This is a genomic window from Nannocystis bainbridge, assembly GCF_028368995.1.
In the GTDB taxonomy this organism is placed as follows: domain Bacteria; phylum Myxococcota_A; class Polyangia; order Nannocystales; family Nannocystaceae; genus Nannocystis; species Nannocystis bainbridge.
Genome location: NZ_JAQNDL010000001.1, coordinates 2,963,389 through 2,980,872, shown reverse-complemented (window position 1 = coordinate 2,980,872; position 17,484 = coordinate 2,963,389). Strand labels below are relative to the sequence as shown.

At 71.3% G+C, this 17,484-nt stretch carries 13 protein-coding genes; 6 read left to right on the top strand and 7 right to left on the bottom strand.

All coding sequences use genetic code 11. The features are described from left to right. Positions 1 to 50: 50 nt before the first annotated feature. Positions 51 to 3,587, bottom strand: a complete 3,537-nt coding sequence (locus POL25_RS11625; RefSeq protein ID WP_272086032.1) for a WD40 repeat domain-containing serine/threonine protein kinase — start codon at positions 3,585 to 3,587, stop codon at positions 51 to 53. A gap of 79 nt (positions 3,588 to 3,666) precedes the next feature. Then, positions 3,667 to 4,395: an SDR family oxidoreductase gene (locus tag POL25_RS11620; protein WP_272086031.1), complete on the bottom strand. Its 729-nt coding sequence runs from the start codon at positions 4,393 to 4,395 to the stop codon at positions 3,667 to 3,669. Between the two features lie 77 nt (positions 4,396 to 4,472). Here POL25_RS11620 and POL25_RS11615 point away from each other — a divergent pair, with 77 nt between their 5' ends. From POL25_RS11615 to ftsA, 5 genes are all read left to right on the top strand, one after another. Then, complete coding sequence (locus POL25_RS11615) at positions 4,473 to 5,402, top strand: LysR family transcriptional regulator (RefSeq protein WP_272086030.1); 930 nt, start codon at positions 4,473 to 4,475, stop codon at positions 5,400 to 5,402. Positions 5,403 to 5,445: 43 nt separating this feature from the next. Next, positions 5,446 to 6,285, top strand: a complete 840-nt coding sequence (locus tag POL25_RS11610) for a phytanoyl-CoA dioxygenase family protein (RefSeq protein ID WP_272086029.1) — start codon at positions 5,446 to 5,448, stop codon at positions 6,283 to 6,285. 181 nt (positions 6,286 to 6,466) lie between these two features. Beyond that, positions 6,467 to 6,775, top strand: a complete 309-nt coding sequence (locus POL25_RS11605) for a hypothetical protein (protein ID WP_272086028.1) — start codon at positions 6,467 to 6,469, stop codon at positions 6,773 to 6,775. 284 nt (positions 6,776 to 7,059) lie between these two features. Beyond that, positions 7,060 to 8,262 (top strand): cell division protein FtsQ/DivIB, encoded by a 1,203-nt coding sequence (locus POL25_RS11600; protein WP_272086027.1) that lies wholly within the window; start codon positions 7,060 to 7,062, stop codon positions 8,260 to 8,262. A 10-nt stretch (positions 8,263 to 8,272) separates the two neighbouring features. Beyond that, on the top strand, positions 8,273 to 9,544 hold the full coding sequence (ftsA, locus tag POL25_RS11595; RefSeq protein WP_272086026.1) for a cell division protein FtsA: 1,272 nt from the start codon (positions 8,273 to 8,275) through the stop codon (positions 9,542 to 9,544). A gap of 56 nt (positions 9,545 to 9,600) precedes the next feature. Here the strand turns inward: ftsA and POL25_RS11590 are convergent, their stop codons facing one another. The 4 genes from POL25_RS11590 to POL25_RS11575 all read right to left on the bottom strand — a co-directional run bounded on the left by POL25_RS11590 (position 9,601) and on the right by POL25_RS11575 (position 15,140). Further along, positions 9,601 to 9,978, bottom strand: coding sequence for a YidH family protein (locus tag POL25_RS11590; protein ID WP_272086025.1), 378 nt, complete (start codon positions 9,976 to 9,978; stop codon positions 9,601 to 9,603). Between the two features lie 92 nt (positions 9,979 to 10,070). After that, on the bottom strand, positions 10,071 to 12,419 hold the full coding sequence (locus POL25_RS11585) for a TonB-dependent receptor (RefSeq protein ID WP_272086024.1): 2,349 nt from the start codon (positions 12,417 to 12,419) through the stop codon (positions 10,071 to 10,073). Next, entirely contained in the window at positions 12,416 to 13,453 is a 1,038-nt protein-coding gene (locus tag POL25_RS11580; protein ID WP_272086023.1) for a hypothetical protein, read from the bottom strand. Before POL25_RS11580 ends, POL25_RS11585 begins: the two co-directional genes overlap by 4 nt. A 70-nt stretch (positions 13,454 to 13,523) precedes the next feature. Then, positions 13,524 to 15,140 carry a DUF8224 domain-containing phage-derived protein gene (locus POL25_RS11575; protein WP_272086022.1) on the bottom strand — a complete coding sequence of 539 codons (1,617 nt, stop codon included), beginning with the start codon at positions 15,138 to 15,140 and terminating at the stop codon, positions 13,524 to 13,526. A 504-nt stretch (positions 15,141 to 15,644) separates the two neighbouring features. On the opposite strand from POL25_RS11575, the gene POL25_RS11570 reads away from it, so the two are divergent. After that, on the top strand, positions 15,645 to 16,229 hold the full coding sequence (locus POL25_RS11570; RefSeq protein ID WP_272086021.1) for a superoxide dismutase: 585 nt from the start codon (positions 15,645 to 15,647) through the stop codon (positions 16,227 to 16,229). 224 nt (positions 16,230 to 16,453) lie between these two features. Here POL25_RS11570 and POL25_RS11565 read toward each other — a convergent pair whose 3' ends face one another. After that, entirely contained in the window at positions 16,454 to 16,987 is a 534-nt protein-coding gene (locus POL25_RS11565; RefSeq protein ID WP_272086020.1) for a hypothetical protein, read from the bottom strand. Positions 16,988 to 17,484 lie beyond the last annotated feature (497 nt).

Here is a 17,484-nt window from a genome sequence, read left to right as displayed (position 1 = left end):
TGCCCGCGCGCGACTTGGCGGTCGCACGTGCGCTGTCGAGGAGCTCGATCTCAGCGGGTACGCGCGGCGAGCCACGCCGCGAATTCAAGCCTGTCCCTCGGGACAGGGTCGATCACTTCATAACGGGCACCTAGCTCGCGCAACAGCTCGGCAGCATCGGGCGCTCGCAGCCCGAGGCCGAGCGAGCCGAGCGAGGTCTCGTGCTCGATCACGAAGGCCTCGCCGAGCTCGAGGTCGACCCGGACCCGCCACGACGAGTCGCTGAACGCCTCGATCGTGTCCTCGTCGACGAATTGCAGCGCGCGAGTCCCGGAGAGCCTCGCCGGCCACGGGTCGATGTCGTGACCTTCCGGCAGGGCGATCTCGCGGCCCGGATCGTCCGCGCCGGTCACGACCAGCAGGCGGCGGTCGGCCAGGGTGATCGCCGCCCGGGCGCCGCTCGGGCTGTACGCGAGGTTCGGCTTCAGAAGGACGGCCGGGCGGGACGTGATCTCGCCGCCGGCGTAGAACAGCAGTCGATCGGCGCGCGGTAGCCCGAGCACCGCGGTCGCGCTGGTCGGGTGCGACGCGACGGCGATCGCACTGACTTCCTGCGGCTCGCGCAGGGTGCCCAGCGACAGCGGCGCGGCCAGCCCTGAACGCAGCGCGAACACCTGGCCCTCGCGGGTCGCAGCGATGAGGTCCGCGCCGCCCGTCAGCGCCCACAGCCGCTCCAGCGGCCCCACGAGCTGCCATTGCGACAGCGGGGCGTCGGCACGGCCGTAGAGGAGGACGCGCCCATCCTCGAGCCCGACGGCGAAACTTTCGCTGCGCCGCGACAGAGCGACCGTCGTGATCGTGCCGTCGACCGCGAGGGTGCGCGTGGCGCCAGTCTCGTCCTGCAGGCACGCCCCGCCCTCGGCGGTCCGCGCCAGCACGCGTCCGCGCTCATCGAGCACGACGGCAGTCAACCAGGCGCGGCGCTTCCATGCCTCGGGGTCGACCGGGCAACCGAGCGGTCGGGTGCTCGCGTCGGCGCGAGCGAGGACGTGCAGGGGTTCGTCGTCCCTCGCTGTCACCAATATGTGCTGACCATCGGGCGCGGCGGCGATCCACGTGCTGCCTATCGGTCCAGACAATGGCTCGGGATCCCACAGCCACAAGTCGTGATGGTGGACCGCGACGAAGCTGCCGTCGGCGAGGAACGTCGCGCGCGTGGCGTCGCCGACCTCGAGGATCCGCAGCACCTTGCCGGTCGTCATCGACCCCAGGATCCAGTTGTGTTGGTACCGCAGCGCGAAGCGATCACCGCGCGGGGTGGTCACGAGACCGCCACCCTGTTCCCACAGCGAACCACGGAGCTCGCGCGATGGTTGCAAGTCGGTCTCCCAAACTTCGGTGCCGGTCCGCAGGTCGATCAGGGCGAGCCGCTGATCCTCCGGCGAGGCCCATGTCCGTCCGGACGGCCGCAACACGAGGGCGCGGTCGTCAGGCGTGACCGCGAGCAGCCTGCCCTCGTGCTCCCGGCGCGTTCCGGAGGCGAGGTCGAGCGAGCCGCTGCTGCCGACCAGGAGGTCGCCTTTCGGCGAGAACCGCCGCCAGCCGCCGAGCTCGGGCAGCAGCGTGGTGGCACCGTCGCGCTGGAGCAGCGAACCGTGCAGGAGGTCAAAGAGCGCTAGAGTCTGCCCGTCGGGGCTCATCACCACGTCGTACACGCCCGCGAGCGCCGGCTCGACCCGACGCGCGGGCTGCTGCCGCAGGTCCCACAGATATGCCGACGCGAACTCTCGCCCCTCGACGCGGTTGATGGTCTGCAGGGCCGCCAGCGTCTCGCCGCCGCGCGAAAGCTCCCAACGGTGCGTCCGGTTCGAGAAGTTGATCTGCCCGAGCGGCGCGAGCTCGATCGGCTCCGGCGGCTCGTCACCGCGAAACACCAGCGCACGCTCGTCGGCCAGCGCCGCCCACACCGGCGCCTCGGCGGCTGCGATCACGGTCCCCGAGTGCGAAGCGAGGTCGACGATCTGTCTTCCGGAACCTGTCCCGAAGTTCCATCGCCATACCGCCCCGCCGCCGTCGATGCTGACCAGCCCGCCGTCTGCGAGCGCGGCCAGGTGCCCGACCGATCGCACGTGCCCGCGCAGCACGCGATCGGGAGCGCCTCGCGCCGCGGCGGCAAGGGCGATCAGACGCGCGCTGCGGAGGTCGGCCGGCGCGGCCAGGTCGAGGGGTCGCAGCAGCGCGAGCGACTCCACCAGATCTTCGCCGAGCGCCGCGCGGGCCTGCGCGAGTGCGGCGCCGGTGGCTCGACGTTCGGACTCCGCGCGCGCCAGTTCGGCCCGGTCACGCTGCTCGCCGACCGCTCGTAAGTACATCAGCGTCGTCGCGGCCAGGGTGATCAGCGCCAGGGCGGCCACCGTCGCCGCGCCGCTATGGCGACGCAGCCACAGGCGCAGCAATTCGTCGGTCCGGTAATGGTGCGCGTCGACCAACCGACCGGTGAGAAAGCGGCGGAGGTCGGCCGCGAACGCCTGCGCCCCCGGGTAGCGGTCGCCTGGCCGCGGAGACATGGCCTTTTGTACGACCGCCAACAGCTCGAGCGGCGCGGCGGCGGCGAGCGGGCGGGGGTCTTCGAGCGCGTCGTCGGCCAGGCGGTGCAGCACCGCTTGCCGCTCGAGTCCGGCGAAGGGCGGGCGACCGACGAGCAGGTGGAAAAGCACCGCTCCGAGCGAGAACACGTCGCTGCGGGCGTCGACCTTCTCGCCGCGGGCCTGCTCCGGCGGCATGTAACGAGGCGTGCCGACGATGGTGCCAGCGTCGGTCAGCGTGGCGTCCTCCGGCGCTTCGGTCTGCTGCGAGGCGACGAGCTCGGCTGACACCTCGCCGCGGGTATCCTTGGCCAGCCCCCAGTCGATCACCACCGTCTCACCATGCGCTCCTACCAGGATATTGGAAGGCTTGAGATCGCGGTGAATCACCCCGTGGTCGTGCGCGTAGGCGATCGCGTCGGCGACCGTGAGCAGGTGCTCGAGCAGCACGAGACGACCGGCCAGCGTCGTCTGTTCGCCGAGCAACTGCTCAAGCGAATCACCGTCGACCAGCTTCATGCAGTAGTAGGGCTCGCCGTCGGCCGACCGGCCGACGTCGTAGAGCGGTACGATCGCCGGGTGCTCGAGGCGGGCGGTGATCGCTGCCTCGAGCTCGAACCGACGCGCGGCCGCGGGATCGCCGCTGCGCAGCTCTTTCACAGCGACGACGCGTCGGAGTCGCCGATCGTAAGCCCTGCGGATTACGCCAAGCCCGCCGGCCGCGAACGGCGCGCCGAACTGGTAGCGTTCCTCGTGCTCCTGCCACGCTGCCGGAGCCGGCTCGTCCGCGGCATGCGGGAGCGCGTCGAGCCGGTCGAGCAGTCGGTCCCGAGCCGCGCGCATCACCGAGGAGAGCGACGTGGATGGAGCGCGGTCAGGCTCGGCGGGGCGGTGGGTCACGTAGGTTGTGTGCCTCGACGAGGGCCCGTGATCCGAGGAGCACGAGAAAATTATCGCGCCTCGCGATAAACCGCATTCACCGCGGCCGAGCGGGATCGCGCTCGCGACCCTGGTCGGCAGCACGCACAAGCATCCGTCCAGGAATTGCCGAAGGGACATGCCCGCCTGGGCATGTCCCTTCAAGCATGTCCCGATAGCCAGCCTACCAGGGCAGCCGGTCGTGCATGTGGAAGAAGCCGCCGGTCGGGCCGTCGGCCGGCAGGGTCGCCAGCCACACGCTGGTCTTCGCGCCGTCCTCGACCTCCATCGGCGCCTGCTCCCCGCCGAGGTCGGTCTTGACCCACCCGGGGTGGGCCGAGTTGACCTTGATGGTGGTGTCGCGCAGCTCGTGGGCCAGGTGGATCGTGTACTGGTTGACGGCCGACTTCGAGGAGTCGTAGGCCACCGACTTCATGTCGTAGATCGGCGACGACGGCTCGGCGTGGAGGGTCAGCGAGCCGAGGATGCTGCTGACGTTGACGATCCGGCCGGCCTCGCTCTTGCGGACCAGCGGCAGGAACGCCTGCGTCACCGCGACCAGGCCGAACACGTTGGCCTCGAAGGTGTCGCGCCACTGCGCGAGCGTGGTCTGGCTGGTGGTGGTGCCCCACGGCTCGTTGACGACGCCGGCGTTGTTGATCAGCGTGTCGAGCTTGCCGTGGCGGCTCCCGACCTGCTCGGCCGCGCGGGCGATCGACGCCGCGTCGGTCACGTCGAGCGTGACGGCCTCGGCCTTGAGCCCGTCGCGGGCGAGCTCGGCGACCGCGCCCTCGGCCTTGGCCCCGTCGCGCGCCGCGACGATCACGGTGTGGCCCTCGCGCGCCAGCTGCCGCGCCGTCTCCAAGCCGATGCCCTTGTTCGCCCCGGTGATCAGGATGATTCGCTTGCTCATGTCTCGTCCTCGGCCGACATCGTGCGCCTCGCCCGGAGTTGCAGCAAGCGCATCGTTTTCATGATAGGATGCATGGCGTGCAACTACAGGGCGTGGACCTCAACCTGCTGGTCGCGCTCGAGGCCCTGCTCAGCGAGCGCAGCGTGACGCGGGCGGGCGCGCGGCTGGGGCTCACCGCCTCCGCCACGAGTCACGCTCTGGCGCGCCTGCGCGCGACCTTCGGCGACGAGCTGCTGGTCCGCACCCGCGGCGGGATGATCCCGACTGCCCGCGGTGAACAGCTGCTGGTCCCGCTGCGGGCCGCCCTGCGCGACGTCGGCGCGCTGCTGAGCGGGCCGGCCCGCTTCGACCCGGGCACCAGCCGCCGCGAGTTCGTGCTCGCCAGCACCGACTACATCGAGGCGGTGCTGCTGCCGCCGCTGCTGGCCCGCGTGTCGGCGGCGGCGCCGGGGGTGCAGCTGCGCGTCCGCCCGCTCGAGCTCAGCGACCTCGCGGCGTCGCTCGAGAACGGGGCGGTCACCGTCGGCGTCGGCGTGGTGTTCGAGGCCAGCCCGGGCTTGCAGCAGCAGGCGCTGTTCTCGGAGGAGATGGTGCTGGTGTGCCGCAAGGGCCACCCGGAGGTCCGCCGCACGATCGACCTGGCGACTTACCTGCGGCTGCGCCACGTGCTGGTCAGCGTGCGCGGCGGGTCGCAGAGCGCGGTCGACAGGCAGCTGGCCGAGCTCGGCCACGCGCGGCAGATCGCGCTGGTGGTGCCGCATTTCCTGGCGGCGCCGCTGATCGTCGCCAGCTCGGACCTGGTGCTGACGACGCCGGCGCGGCTGGTGCGGCGCCTCGGCCCGGCCCTCGACCTGCGCACGCTGGCGCCGCCGCTGGCGGTGCCGGGCTTCACGGTGCGCCAGGTGTGGCACGAGCGCCACCAGGACGACCCGGGCCATCTGTGGCTGCGCCAGCAGATCTTCGCCGCCGCCAAGACGATCGCTACGGGCAAGGAGCCGGGCCGATGATATGCCGTGGGCATGACTTCGCGGCGGGTCAGGAGTTGAGACGATGCTGAGCCCCGAGCAGATCGACGAGTTCGAAGCGCGTGGTTACCTGGTGCTGCCGCGTCTGATCGAGAGCGCCGACCTCGCGTCGATCCGCGAGGCCGCGCTGGCGATCGTCGATCGCTTCGACCCCGCGGCCGAGCGCACCGTGTTCACCACCAAGGATCGCGACGCCGGCCGCGACGACGCCTTCTTCGCCTCGGCCGAGGGCGTGCACTGCTTCCTCGAGGCCGACGCGCTCGACGCCAGCGGCCAGCTGCGCTACCCGCCGCGGCTGGCGGTCAACAAGATCGGCCACGCGCTGCACGACCGGGTGCCGGCGTTCGCCGCGTTCTGCCGCCTGCCGCAGTTCGCCGCGCTCCTGCGCGACGTCGGCCACGTCGCGCCGGTGCTGTGGCAGACGATGCTGATCTTCAAACAGCCGCGCATCGGCGGCGAGGTCCGCTGGCATCAGGACGCGACGTACCTGATCAGCGAGCCAGCTTGTGTCACCGGCCTGTGGATCGCGCTGGAGGACGCGCGGCGCGACAACGGCTGCCTTTACGTCCAGCCCGGCGGCCACCGCTCGCCGCTGCGCGAGCGCTACGAGGTCGACTGGCGCGCCCGCGTCGGCACCCTGCGCACGCTCGATCCGTCGCCGTGGCCGACCGACGACGAGGCGGTCGCGCTCGAGGTGCCGGCGGGTACCGTGGTGGTGTTCGACGATCACCTGCCGCATCGCAGCTCGCACAACCACTCGGCGACCTCGCGCATGGCGTTCACGATGCACGCGGCGGAGCAGGGCGCGGGCTGGCCCGAGCGCAACTGGTTGCAGCGGCCGACGCTCGGTGATTTCCCGCTGTGACGCGGAGGGCCGCGGAGTTGCCCCTGCGGGAAGCCGAAGGACCGCCGAGCGTCGCGTGGGCCCGGCGTTCATTGACATCACTGCGCGGGGCTCTGTAACCTCGGCCGCGATGCGTAGATCTTTGATCCCGATCCTTCTTGCTGCAGCCACGGTATCGTGCTCCCAAATCTCCGAGACACGAATGATCTTTGCGCCGCCGCACGACGCGAATTGTCCGCTCGAGTTCGTCCAGGCCGATATGCAGAAGATGCGGCCAGGCGGCGAGTGGGAGATCCTCGGTTATGTGACGATCGGCAAGGTCGGGACGATGGACCCGATGGACGAGAAGTTCCGCCAGATCGTCCGGCCCCGCGCCTGCAAGATGGGCGGCGAGGCGGTCGCCGTGATGACCTCGGCGACGAACCAGGCCGCGATCAGCACCGGCTCGGGCACGGTGTACGGCGTGCTCCGCCGCCCGCCGAGCGGCGCTCAGGCGCCGCAGTCGTTCTGAGTCGCGACGCGACGCCGTCGAGGCGTGACGATGTCCGGTCACGAGATTCGGGCACGCGTCATCGCGGGCGTGAATGGTCGAGTGCGCTGAGGCCTTGCCTGTCCGAAGGGACATGTCCTGTGCGCGGGCATCAACCTGTCCTTCGCGCCAGGTCGTGGCTCGCGCGGGTGCGCGCGCGCGAGGCGGCCTGGGCGCGCGCTTGCGCGGATGTTCAGTCCCACACGGCGCCGATTTCTTGCCCACACATGGAGCGCCTGATAGTCGCCAGGCTCGCTCTCTTCGCCATGGGTCTCTTCCAAAACAACCCTCGCGCGAACGCCGCGACGGCGCGCAAGCAGAACCGGCGGGTCCAGCAGGCGCGGCCGCGGCCCGTGCCAGCGGCGGCTCCGGTCGCGCGCAAGCCGGCGGTGACGACCAGCCGGGCGGGGCAGCGGGTCAATCGCCGCGTCGACGCGCCGCGGGCCGGGGCCAAGCCGGCGGTGCACGTGCCGCGCATGGGCCTGCGGTCGATGGTCGCCGCGGTGCCGCGGGTCGGCGCGCGCGGGCGGCGGCTGCTCAGCCTCGCCGCTCGCCTGGCGATCGCCGTGACCCTGGCGTGGGGCGTGCTGCTGGCGGTCCAGACCAGCTACCAATACGTGACCACCTCGGCCCGCTTCGAGGCCAAGTCGCTGGTCTACCAGGCGACGCCACATGTCCCGGTGGACAGGTTGCAGGCGCTGCTCGGGCTCGAGCCCGGCACCAACATCCTGGCCGTCGACACCGACGCGCTGCAGGCCAAGATCGCCGCCGAGCCGTGGGTCAAGCGCGCCAGCGTCCAGCGCTCGCTGCCCGACACGCTGATCGTCGAGGTCGAGGAACACGAGGCCGCGGCGGCGCTGCTGTCGGGCTATTTCTACCTGATCGACCGCGACGGGGTGCCGTTCAAGCGGCTCGAGGACGGCGAGCGCGGCGAGCTGCCGGTGATCACCGGGGTCGACCGCGAGCAGCTGGTGGCCGGTGACGCGCGGGCGCAGACGGCGATCCGCCGCGGGCTGGCGGCGTTGACGACCTACCAGGAGACACCGCGGCCGCGGCTGTCGGAGGTCCACGTCGACGAGGGCGGGGCGGTCGCGCTCTACACCGCCAAGACCGGCGCGGCGCTGCGGCTCGGCCGCGGCGACGTCGCCGGCAAGCTGGCCCGCTTCGACGCCCTGCGCGCGGCGCTCGGCGAGCGGGCCGAGCAGCTGGCGGTGGTCCACCTCGACCTCGACGCGACCCCCGGCACGCCCGAGCGCGTGGTCGCCAGCTTCCTCGACCCGGCCGCCGAGGCGGCGGTGCTGGCCCGCGGCGCCGGCGCCAAGCCTGCCCCGAAGGACATGACCCAAGAGTCAGCCGCTCAGGCGCCGGCGGCGAATCAGCCGAGCGGCCCGACCAAGTCCAAGAGCAAGAAGAAGAAGAAGGCCGCCTCCGGCAACAAATTTGCTTCTGGCATCCCGAAGTACGACTAGGAACGTAGCCATGGCAGAAGTCGGAGAAGTGATCGTCGGACTCGACATCGGCACGACCAAGGTCGCCGCGATCATCGGCGAGGTGACCGAGAGCGGCATCGACATCATCGGCGTCGGGACCTGTCCGTCGGAGGGCCTGCGCCAGGGCGTGGTGGTCAACATCGAGGCGACCACCAACAGCATCGCCCAGGCGATCCAGGAGGCCGAGCAGATGGCGGCCGTCGAGGTCCAGTCGGTGTTCGTCGGCATCGCCGGCGGTCACATCCGCGGCTTTAGCAGCCTCGGCCAGGTCAGCATGCGCAACCGCGAGGTCACCGAGGCCGACGTCGCGCGGGTGCTCGAGCAGGCCAAGGCGGTCAACATCCCGCTCGACCGCCAGATCATCCACACCCTGCCGCTCGAGTACATGATCGACGGCCAGGGCCAGATCAAGGACCCGATCGGCATGAGCGGCGTGCGCATGGAGGCCCGCGCCCACGTCATCACCGCCGCGACCACCAGCGTCCAGAACATCATCAAGTGCTGCAACCGCGCCGGCCTCGACGTCGTCGAGGTCGTGCTGCAGCCGCTGGCCTCGGCGATCAGCGTGCTCCACGAGGACGAGCGCGAGCTCGGCGTGGTGCTCATCGACATCGGCGGCGGCACCACCGACCTGACGATCTACTCCGAGGGCACCAACGTGTTCACCTCGGTCATCGTCATGGGCGGCCACCGCATCACCCAGGACGTGGCCCACGGGCTGCACACCAGCGTGGCCGAGGCCGAGGCGATCAAGCGCCGCCACGGCTGCGCGCTCGTCAGCATGATCGAGGGCGACGCGGTGGTCGAGGTGGCGGGCGTCGGTCCGCGCCCGCCGCGGGCGTTCCCCCGCCGCTTCCTCGGCGAGGTGATCGAGCCGCGCGTCGAGGAGATCCTGCTGATGGCGCAGGAGGAGCTGCTGAAGTCCGGGATGATGGAGATGGCCGGCTCGGGCATCGTCCTCACCGGCGGCGGGTCGCAGATGGAGGGCATGACGGAGATCGTCGAGGACGTGTTCCAGATGCCGGTCCGCCGCGGGATGCCGGTCCACGGGGCCAGCTTCGGCCGCGGCCAGCCGTCGCTCACCGAGGGCGGGTTCGCCCAGGTGATCCAGGACCCGAAGTTCTCGACCGGCGTCGGCCTGGTGCTGTACGGCGCGGCCCACCAGCCGATGGCGGCGGTCAATGAGATCCATCAGCCCCGCGGCGAGCGCCGCCCGGGCATCGGCAAGCGCTTCGTCGGCTGGATGCGCGACATGTTCTGAGGGACATGCTCCCCGGAGCATGTTCGAACCGGCATGTCCTCCAGGACATGCCGGTTTCAGTACATGACGACCACGAAGGTGGCGAGGCCGACGCCCAGCAGGATGACGAGCGCGGCGGTGAAGTAGAGCCCGCGGTCGCCGGGCGGGCTGCTCTTGGGGTCGATGACGCGGGCGTAGGCGCGGACGCGGTGGGAGCCGATGATGGCGACGGTGCTGCCGGTGATGAGCAGGGCGGCCCCGGTCCAGCGCGACTGACCGGCGGCCCGCAGGTGCTCGTGCGAGGTCATGGCGAGGGTGTCGAGGAACACGCCGAGCCGCGCGACCATGAGGCCGAAGCCCATCAGCGCGACCGCCGTGCGCAGCCACGCGAGCAGGGTGCGCTCGTTGGCGAGGCGGGCCTGCAGCACCGCCGGGGGGTCCTTCTCGTCGGTCATGAGGGCGGGAGCTTAGCGCCGCGCCGAAACCACGTCACGCGCCGGTCACGGGACCGACACGCGATGACGCGGCACGGTCGAGCCCGCCGCGCTCAGTACGTCACGCGCACCCCGAGCACCGGCAAGATCGGCACGCCGACGACCGCGCGCTGGTCGGAGTAGTCGTAGTTGTAGAGCACGCCCTCGGGGTTCTGGCGGTTGTAGAGGTTCTGCACGTCGAGGTAGGCCGCCACCATCGACCGCTTGTAGACCCACGTGCGATCGATGCGGATGTCGAGCTGGTGGAACACCGGCAGGCGGGCGCTGTTGACCGGGCCGTCGAGCGGGCGGGTCCACTGGCCCTGCTCGAGCTGCGCGCCGACCCGCGGGGTGTACGGCAGGCCGGTGACGACGCGGAAGCGGCCGGCGATCGACCACCGCCGCGGCAGCTTGTAGCCGAGCAGCAGGACGAGGTTGTGCCGCTGGTCGAAGTCGGCCGGCAAATTGGGCCGCACGACGTCCCAGGTGGCGTAGCCGAGCTTCGAGACCATGAAGGTGTAGGCGACCCACCCGAACAGCCGCGCGGTGAGGTCGTGGCGCAGCATCGCCTCGATGCCCCAGGTCTGGGTGCCGGCGTCGGGCAGGCTCGGGCTGTCGAGCAGCAGCGGCAGGTTGTCGCGCACGCGGCGGTAGAAGACCGTGCTGTCGAAGGTCAGGGTGCGGGTGATGTCGACGTGCACGTTGGCGCTGAGCTGGACGGCCCGCGCGGCGCCGACGCGGCCGCGCGGGTCGAACTCGAGCCGCGCGTCGAGGTAGCGCAGCGCGCCCGGCAGCACCAGCGGGCCGAAGCCGGCGATCGAGGTGGTGCCGCCGTACGGGTTCTGCGAGTTGGAGATGAAGCCCGAGGTCTGCTCGATCTTCCGCTGGCTGGCCTGCGAGTAGAGCCCGGCGCCGAACTGCAAGATCACCCGCTCGTGCGCGACCACGCGGGCCAGCACCCGCGGGTCGACGGCGAAGGCGGCGCTGTCGGGGGCGGTGAACGCGTTGACGCGCACGCCGGGGAACAGGGTGAAGCGGCCGCCGCCGATCATCGACGACACGTAGAGGCCGCTGGTCGAGACGACGCCGCGATTGGCGGTGTCGGGAGTCTCGTCGCCGGGGGGCGCCGCCGGCCCGCCGGTCGAAGGCTCGGCGAGGCGCATGCGGGTGATGAAGCGATCGACCTGGGTGTCGACGCCGAGCGTGACGTGGAACCGGCGCGACGGGCGGGCCGTCAGCTCGGCGCGCAGCAGGCCGACGACGTCGCTGCGGCGGCGGTACAGCTGGCTGCTCTCGTAGACGGTGCGGTCGAGGCGGGCCGCTGGCGCGAGCAGGAAGTCCCAGGTGCCGTGGCGCTTGCGGTAGGCGAGGTCGAAGCGGTGGAAGCCGGCGCGCAGGGCGAAGTTCGAGCCGGCGCTGTAGGTCGTGTCGGGGTACTCGATGGTGTCGGTGGCGCCGAGGACCCGCGCGGTGAGGGTGGCGCCCTGGCCGACCGGGTGGTCGAAGATCAGCTGGTAATCGTTGTAGCGCGGGCGGATGAACTGCTCGCCGCGCACGTCCGAGGGCAGGGCCTTGAGCACGAGGTCGAGGTAGCCGCGCTGGGCCGCCATCAAGAACGAGCCCTTGCCGAGCGCGCCCTCGACCAGCGCGCCGGCCGAGGTGATGTCGAGCTTGGCGTGGCCGTGCAGGCCGTCGCGTCGGCCGACCCGCGGGGTCATGGTGACGACGCCGCCGACGGCGTTGCCGTAGTGAGTCGAGAAGTTGCCGGGGACGTACTGCAAGTCCTGCAGCACGCCGGTCTGGACCACGCTGGCGAGGCCGGGCACGTGGAAGGCGCGCGGCAGCGGGTGCTCGCCGAAGAACACCTGTGATTGATTGGGGGTGGCGCCGCGCAGGACCAGCAGGCCGAGGCCGCCGGGGGCGCGCGCCACTCCGGGCAGGTTCTGCAGCGCGCGCAGCGGGTCGCCCTGGCTGCCCGGCAGGCCCTGGATCTCGTCGGGCGAGAGGCGGGCGCTGAACGGGCTCGGACGGGCGGTGCGCTCCTGCTGGACGATCGTGCGATAGCTGCCGGTGCCGACCGGTTGCAGGTAGATGACCGGCGGCTTGCGCCGGCGCCAGAACGGGGCGGTCGTCGGCTGCTCGAGCCGCTGATGCTCGGCGGCGACGACGGTGAGGATGAAGTCCGGAGCCGGCAGGTCGGTGAGGATGAACCGGCCATCCTCGCCCGAGACGGCCTCGCGGGTCCACGCCGGGCCGCGGCGGGCGGTGGCGAAGACCTTGGCGCCGACCACCGGCGTGCGCTCGCCGGCGCTGCGCAGGCTGCCCTGCACGGTCGTTCGCGCGGCGCGCTCGGCCGGCGCCGGCGTGGCGCTCGCGGCCGCGGGGGCCGCGGCGAGGACGACGAGGAGGGCCGCCGCGATCATCGGTCGTCGCTGACGAAGTGCAGCCGGGCGAAGCCGCGGCCGGCCCGATTGTCACGGGTCGATACGAACATCGTCATCGGCTCGGGGTGCTCCGGCACCAGCCATTCGATGGCCGCCTCGTACGAGAAATCTTCGGGGGCCGCGAACTCGTCGACGAGCGCGGTCAGCTGCACCCGGGTGGAGATGAACTCGTACCCCGGGTGCAGCTCCGGCTCGGCCGGGCCGTCGGTGTCTCCGTCGAAGAAATCGCTGTACTCCTGCGCGCCGCCGATCACCAGCGGCAACACCGTGATGTGCTCACCCGGCTCCACGCTCACGGTGTCGTCGAGCTCGACGAGGAGCTCCAGGCGCTCGGGGCCGCGCTCGCGCGTGACGCGAAAACCGACGATGTCAGGGTGCGTGTCGGGCTCCTGGCCGAAGATCTCGAGCGGCAGCTCGCCGAGCTCCGGCGCGAACGGCAACACCGCCCACAGCGGCCCGAGCACGTGGATGTCGCGCGCGATGAGGCACTTCTCGAGGCCGGCGTGTGGGTCGGCGCCGTAGCGCTCGAGGCAAGCCGCGGACGCGACCTCGGGGGTGCGGCTGCCGATCGCCATCACCGACAGGCCGCCGTAGGCGAAGCCGGACTGGAGGCCGAAGGCGCCGGCGAAGCCGACGCGGACCGTGTGGCCCTCGCCGAGCCGACACGCCCAGCGGATGTCGAGCGGCAGCGGGTGCGGGCAGTCGTAGAGGGCGTGACCGGTCCGGTAGTAATCGTCGATGCAGTTGGGCCAGGTGCACGCCAGCCAGATCGGCGGCTGCACCTCGTCGTCGTCGACCGCGGCGACCATCCACTCGAGCTCGACGGTGTCGAGCGGCAGGCCGCTGGCGCGGCGCTGGCCGTACGGGACCTGCACGAGGGTCGAGTAACCGCCGGGCTCGACGACGGTCATGCGCGTGCCGAGCACCCTCGCGTCCTGAATCAGCCAGTACGGCTCGAAGGGGATGCAGGCGGCGCCGCACAGGAGCGCGGCGCCGAGGGCCAGGGTGCGCATGCAGACCTCACCGTACTCGACAGGCCCGCCGCGTGCCACCACGAGGGTTTGAGCGTTTTCGCGCCTGCTGTCAATCCCAGCGGTCGAGCTTGTAGACGAGGCGCACGCCGCCCTTGCCGCTGACGCGGAAGGTGTAGTCCCAGGTGGTGCCCTTTTGCAGGCAGATCCCGCACGCCTCGGCGTCGTCCTTGCCGTCGACGACGGCGCCCCTGGCGTAAGCCTCGAGGGTGCTGCGGATCTCGTGGTACTCGCTCTTGAGGAACGAGGGGAAGAAGCCGGCGCCGCCGGTGTACTCGAGGTCCCTGGCGCCCTTGAGCAGGAAGATGACCTTCTGCCCGTGGTGCGGGAACTTGGCCGCGTCGCCCCACATCGAGGGTTGATAGGTGACGGCAGTGACCGGATGGAATTGACCGGGCTTGAGGTTCCACCGCGCCGGCTGCGAGCCGTCGACGTAGAGGTACCAGGTGACCGGGTTGCGCGCGTCCTCGCGGTCCCACTGCACGATCGGCGGGGCGTCGGGGTTCTTGGCGGTGACGAGCCCGAGGTACGAGTCGTTGCGGTCGGGGACCAGGAACTCGAGGCCCTCGGCGCCCGGCAGGACGGTGCGCATGAACTTGTCCCACGTCATCACGGTCGGCGGGACGTCGTGCCAGGTGGTCGCGGAGGCCCGCTGCCGCAGGTGGGAGAACACGCCCCGCTCCTCGCGCGCGGGCTTCTCCGCGGCCGGCGTCCACAGCGGGACGATGTCGGCGAGGCGAGCGAAGCGCCGCTCGAGCGCGCCCGCGGCCCCGAGCTTGGCCACGATCTCCTCGGCGCGGGCGATGTTGCCGGCGCTCGGCGCCGCGGTCGGCCGCTGATAGGCGAGCGGGTGCATCTTGGCGTCGAAGCGGGCCTTGACCGCGTCGAAGGCGAGCCCGGCGGCGAGGTCCTCGAGCAAGGTGCCGATCATGGTGCTGCGCACGCGCGCGAACCCGACGGGCGCGGCGTCCACGGCATGCCACACGAGGTTGTCGCGCACGCGCTGGTTGGCGGTCGCGGCCAGCCGCTCGTGCAGCGCGAGCAGCCACGCGGCGACGCTGATGCACGCCTCGGAGCGGTAGAGCTTGTCGGTGGTGAGCAGCGCGTGGGCCTGGCGCACGAGGTCGAGCGGGAACTCGGCGAGGCCGCGCAAGAGGGTCTCGCGATCGACGCGTCGGTCGGCGGCCGCCTGCGAGGCGGTGCGCACCGGCGAGGCGGGGAACAGCTGCGCCTTCGCGGGCTCGAGCGAGAGGTGCCACCAATCGCCGGTCTGCGGCTGGCCCCATTGCGGCCGCGACGACAGGAACACGCCGTCGATCGGGGCGCGCGTGACGGCGTCGGCGAGCGCCTTGACGGCGGCGACGTAGGGCGCAGGCACGTCCTGCGGAGCCCACAGCACCGACACGAGCTCGCCGTCCTCGCCGACGCGGACGAGCGCGCCGTGCCGCTCGAAGAACCGGCGGCAGGCGGCGCAATCGTGCCACTGGCGTAGGTGCTCGGGCACGGCGGCGAGGAAGACGGGCCACAGATCGCCGGCGGCGCTGGTGAACAGCGGCCCGCCGCCGGCAGTGGCAGCGGCGAAGCGCGCCCGCATGGCGCCGAGCAAGCCCCGGCCGTCGTCGTCGCGCTGATAGTCGGAAGCGGTGGTGGCGGCGGTCGGGGCAGACATGGTGACGCCAGTCGAAGGTACGCGAAAACACAGGGCCCGCGGGGAGCGAGGGCGCGCGCGGAGCCGCAGAGGCCGTGCGCGCGCTCGCGGCGCGACCGACGGGCGCTCGCACCCGCGCGGGCGACGAGGCGGCGGCAGCTCGTACGGGCGACCTCTGGTTCGAAAGGAGAAGAGGATGGGGCGTTGAAAGATCTCCGGCTGGGCCGGGAAGCGAAGCGTCGCCGGTCGTCGAAGCGTCGCGTCCGCGGATCGACGGGGACGGATCGTGACAGTGAGCATGCGTCGCCGTGTCAATCGATGTAGCTGTCCCAAGAGTCAGCCTGGACCTGCGCGGCCTGCGGGCCCCACCGGACGAGCTCGCTGCCGTGCCAAAAGATTGGCATTCTGCCAATATGTTGGCGCGGGTGCCCGCATGTGGCCGAGGATCTGGTAAGGCAACGCTCCCACCCGAGGCGCCCGTCCGCCCCCCTGCGGACCTCGTGCTTCCGCACCCCGAGGATCTCCATGCCGTTCACACTTCCCGAACTCCCCTACGCCAAGGACGCGCTCGCGCCCCACATCAGCGCCGAGACGCTCGAGTTCCACCACGACAAGCACCACGCCGCGTACGTGAACAACCTGAACAAGCTGCTCGCCGGCAAGCCCGAGGCGGAGCTGCCGCTCGAAGAGGTCATCCTGCGCAGCGACGGCGGCGTGTTCAACAACGCGGCCCAGGTCTGGAACCACACGTTCTACTGGCACTCGATGAAGCCGAACGGCGGCGGGCGACCGACCGGCGAGCTGGCGGCGGCGATCGACCGCGATTTCGGCTCGTTCGAGAAGTTCCGCGAGGAGTTCGCCAACGCCGCGACGACGCAGTTCGGGTCCGGCTGGGCCTGGCTGGTCCTCGCCGACGGCAAGCTCTCGGTGACCAAGACCGGCAACGCCGACCTGCCGCTCAAGCACGGCCAGACGGCGCTGCTGACGATCGACGTGTGGGAGCACGCGTACTACATCGACTTCCGCAACGCGCGGCCGAAGTACATCGACACGTTCCTCGACCACCTGGTCAACTGGGACTTCGTCGCCGGCAACCTGCGCGGCCGCTGAGCCTCGCAGTGACGCGCGAGGGGCTTTGCCCTCGCGCGGGCTTGAGTTCTCGCGCGGGCTTGAGTCTCCCGCGGGCTTGAGTCCTCGCGGGCTTCAATCGGACGTGAAGCTGACGCGGCGGGTCTCCGCGGTGACGAGCGCGCCGCGCGAATCGTCACGGCAGAGAGCCGTCGCAGCACGCGAGGGTACCTGTCTTTTAAGACATGTCGTCGCCGCGCGAATCGTCACGGTAGAGAGTCGTCGCAGCACTCGGGCGTGACCTCGCAGGTGCATTTGCAGCCGAGCGGAGGATCGTCGCCGTCGCCGGTGGTGGTCGCGGGGCCGGTCGTCGGGTCGGTGCGCGGCTCGGTCGGGTCGGTCCCCGCCGTCGTGTCGGACGGGTCCTCGTCGCCGGTGGTCGCCGTGGTGTCGAACAGGTCGTCGGCGGCGTAGGTCTCGCACAGCCACTCGGACCATTCGACGGGGATGGTCTGGTCGCGGCCGCAGGCGTCGTTGAACGGCTTCCACGGGCCGAACAGGGTCGTACAGTCGCAGACCCACACGTTGCCCTGGTCGAGGGCGGCGCAGCCGCTGCCGGCCGTCGTGGCGGGGCCGCTCGTCGAGCTGCCGGTGGTGCTGGTGGTGCCGGTGGTGCCGGTGGTGGTGCTGACGCCGCTGTCGGTCTCCGTGACAGCGGTGTCGGTATCGCCTGGCTGGGGCTTTCCGGGGCCGCACTGCGGCAGGATGAACAAGGCCAGGAGGAGGCCGCTGGTGCGCATGCGGGCGGTGATGCAAGGGTCGTGCGCGGCAGCCTCGTGCGTGAGGCGCCCTCCTGCCTGCGTCATCACGCGTCGCCGCCGCCGAGGATCATGGCCAGGGCGCGAGCTTCTGCGCCTCCGCGCGCGTGAGCAGCCCGTGGAGCTTGTGGGCTCGCCGGGGCCCGCGCCGGGCTGGCCTGCCGGTGCCTGAGCGAGGAGCGGCACTCGGTCAGGGCTTCGCGGCGTCGCTCGGGTTCGTGGATACGCGGGCGTTCCGTCGCTGGTACGGCCAGTCACCGTCGCAGTACCGGGGCCGCGAGGCCGGCTGAACCGGGCATGCGCGATCGCTGCTGCAATGTCGAACCGTAGATTGTGGGGACAGGGGCAGGTGCGATGAATCGCGGTGTGTCATGGGACTGCTTTCGGGCGCGCCGGGCAGCGCCGGGCGCGAGGGCTTGAGCGCGAGCGGGGCGCGACCTCGATCTAGCGAGTGAACGGAGAGGTCTGCGGCGCCCCTC

Coding starts and splice junctions, on each gene's coding strand:
- POL25_RS11620 (WP_272086031.1), bottom strand. CDS start 4,395: ATGAGCAAGCGAATCATCCTGATCACCGGGGCGAACAAGGGCATCGGC.
- POL25_RS11610 (WP_272086029.1), top strand. CDS start 5,446: ATGCTGAGCCCCGAGCAGATCGACGAGTTCGAAGCGCGTGGTTACCTG.
- POL25_RS11605 (WP_272086028.1), top strand. CDS start 6,467: ATGATCTTTGCGCCGCCGCACGACGCGAATTGTCCGCTCGAGTTCGTC.
- POL25_RS11600 (WP_272086027.1), top strand. CDS start 7,060: ATGGGTCTCTTCCAAAACAACCCTCGCGCGAACGCCGCGACGGCGCGC.
- ftsA (WP_272086026.1), top strand. CDS start 8,273: ATGGCAGAAGTCGGAGAAGTGATCGTCGGACTCGACATCGGCACGACC.
- POL25_RS11590 (WP_272086025.1), bottom strand. CDS start 9,978: ATGACCGACGAGAAGGACCCCCCGGCGGTGCTGCAGGCCCGCCTCGCC.
- POL25_RS11585 (WP_272086024.1), bottom strand. CDS start 12,419: ATGATCGCGGCGGCCCTCCTCGTCGTCCTCGCCGCGGCCCCCGCGGCC.
- POL25_RS11580 (WP_272086023.1), bottom strand. CDS start 13,453: ATGCGCACCCTGGCCCTCGGCGCCGCGCTCCTGTGCGGCGCCGCCTGC.
- POL25_RS11575 (WP_272086022.1), bottom strand. CDS start 15,140: ATGTCTGCCCCGACCGCCGCCACCACCGCTTCCGACTATCAGCGCGAC.
- POL25_RS11570 (WP_272086021.1), top strand. CDS start 15,645: ATGCCGTTCACACTTCCCGAACTCCCCTACGCCAAGGACGCGCTCGCG.
- POL25_RS11565 (WP_272086020.1), bottom strand. CDS start 16,987: ATGCGCACCAGCGGCCTCCTCCTGGCCTTGTTCATCCTGCCGCAGTGC.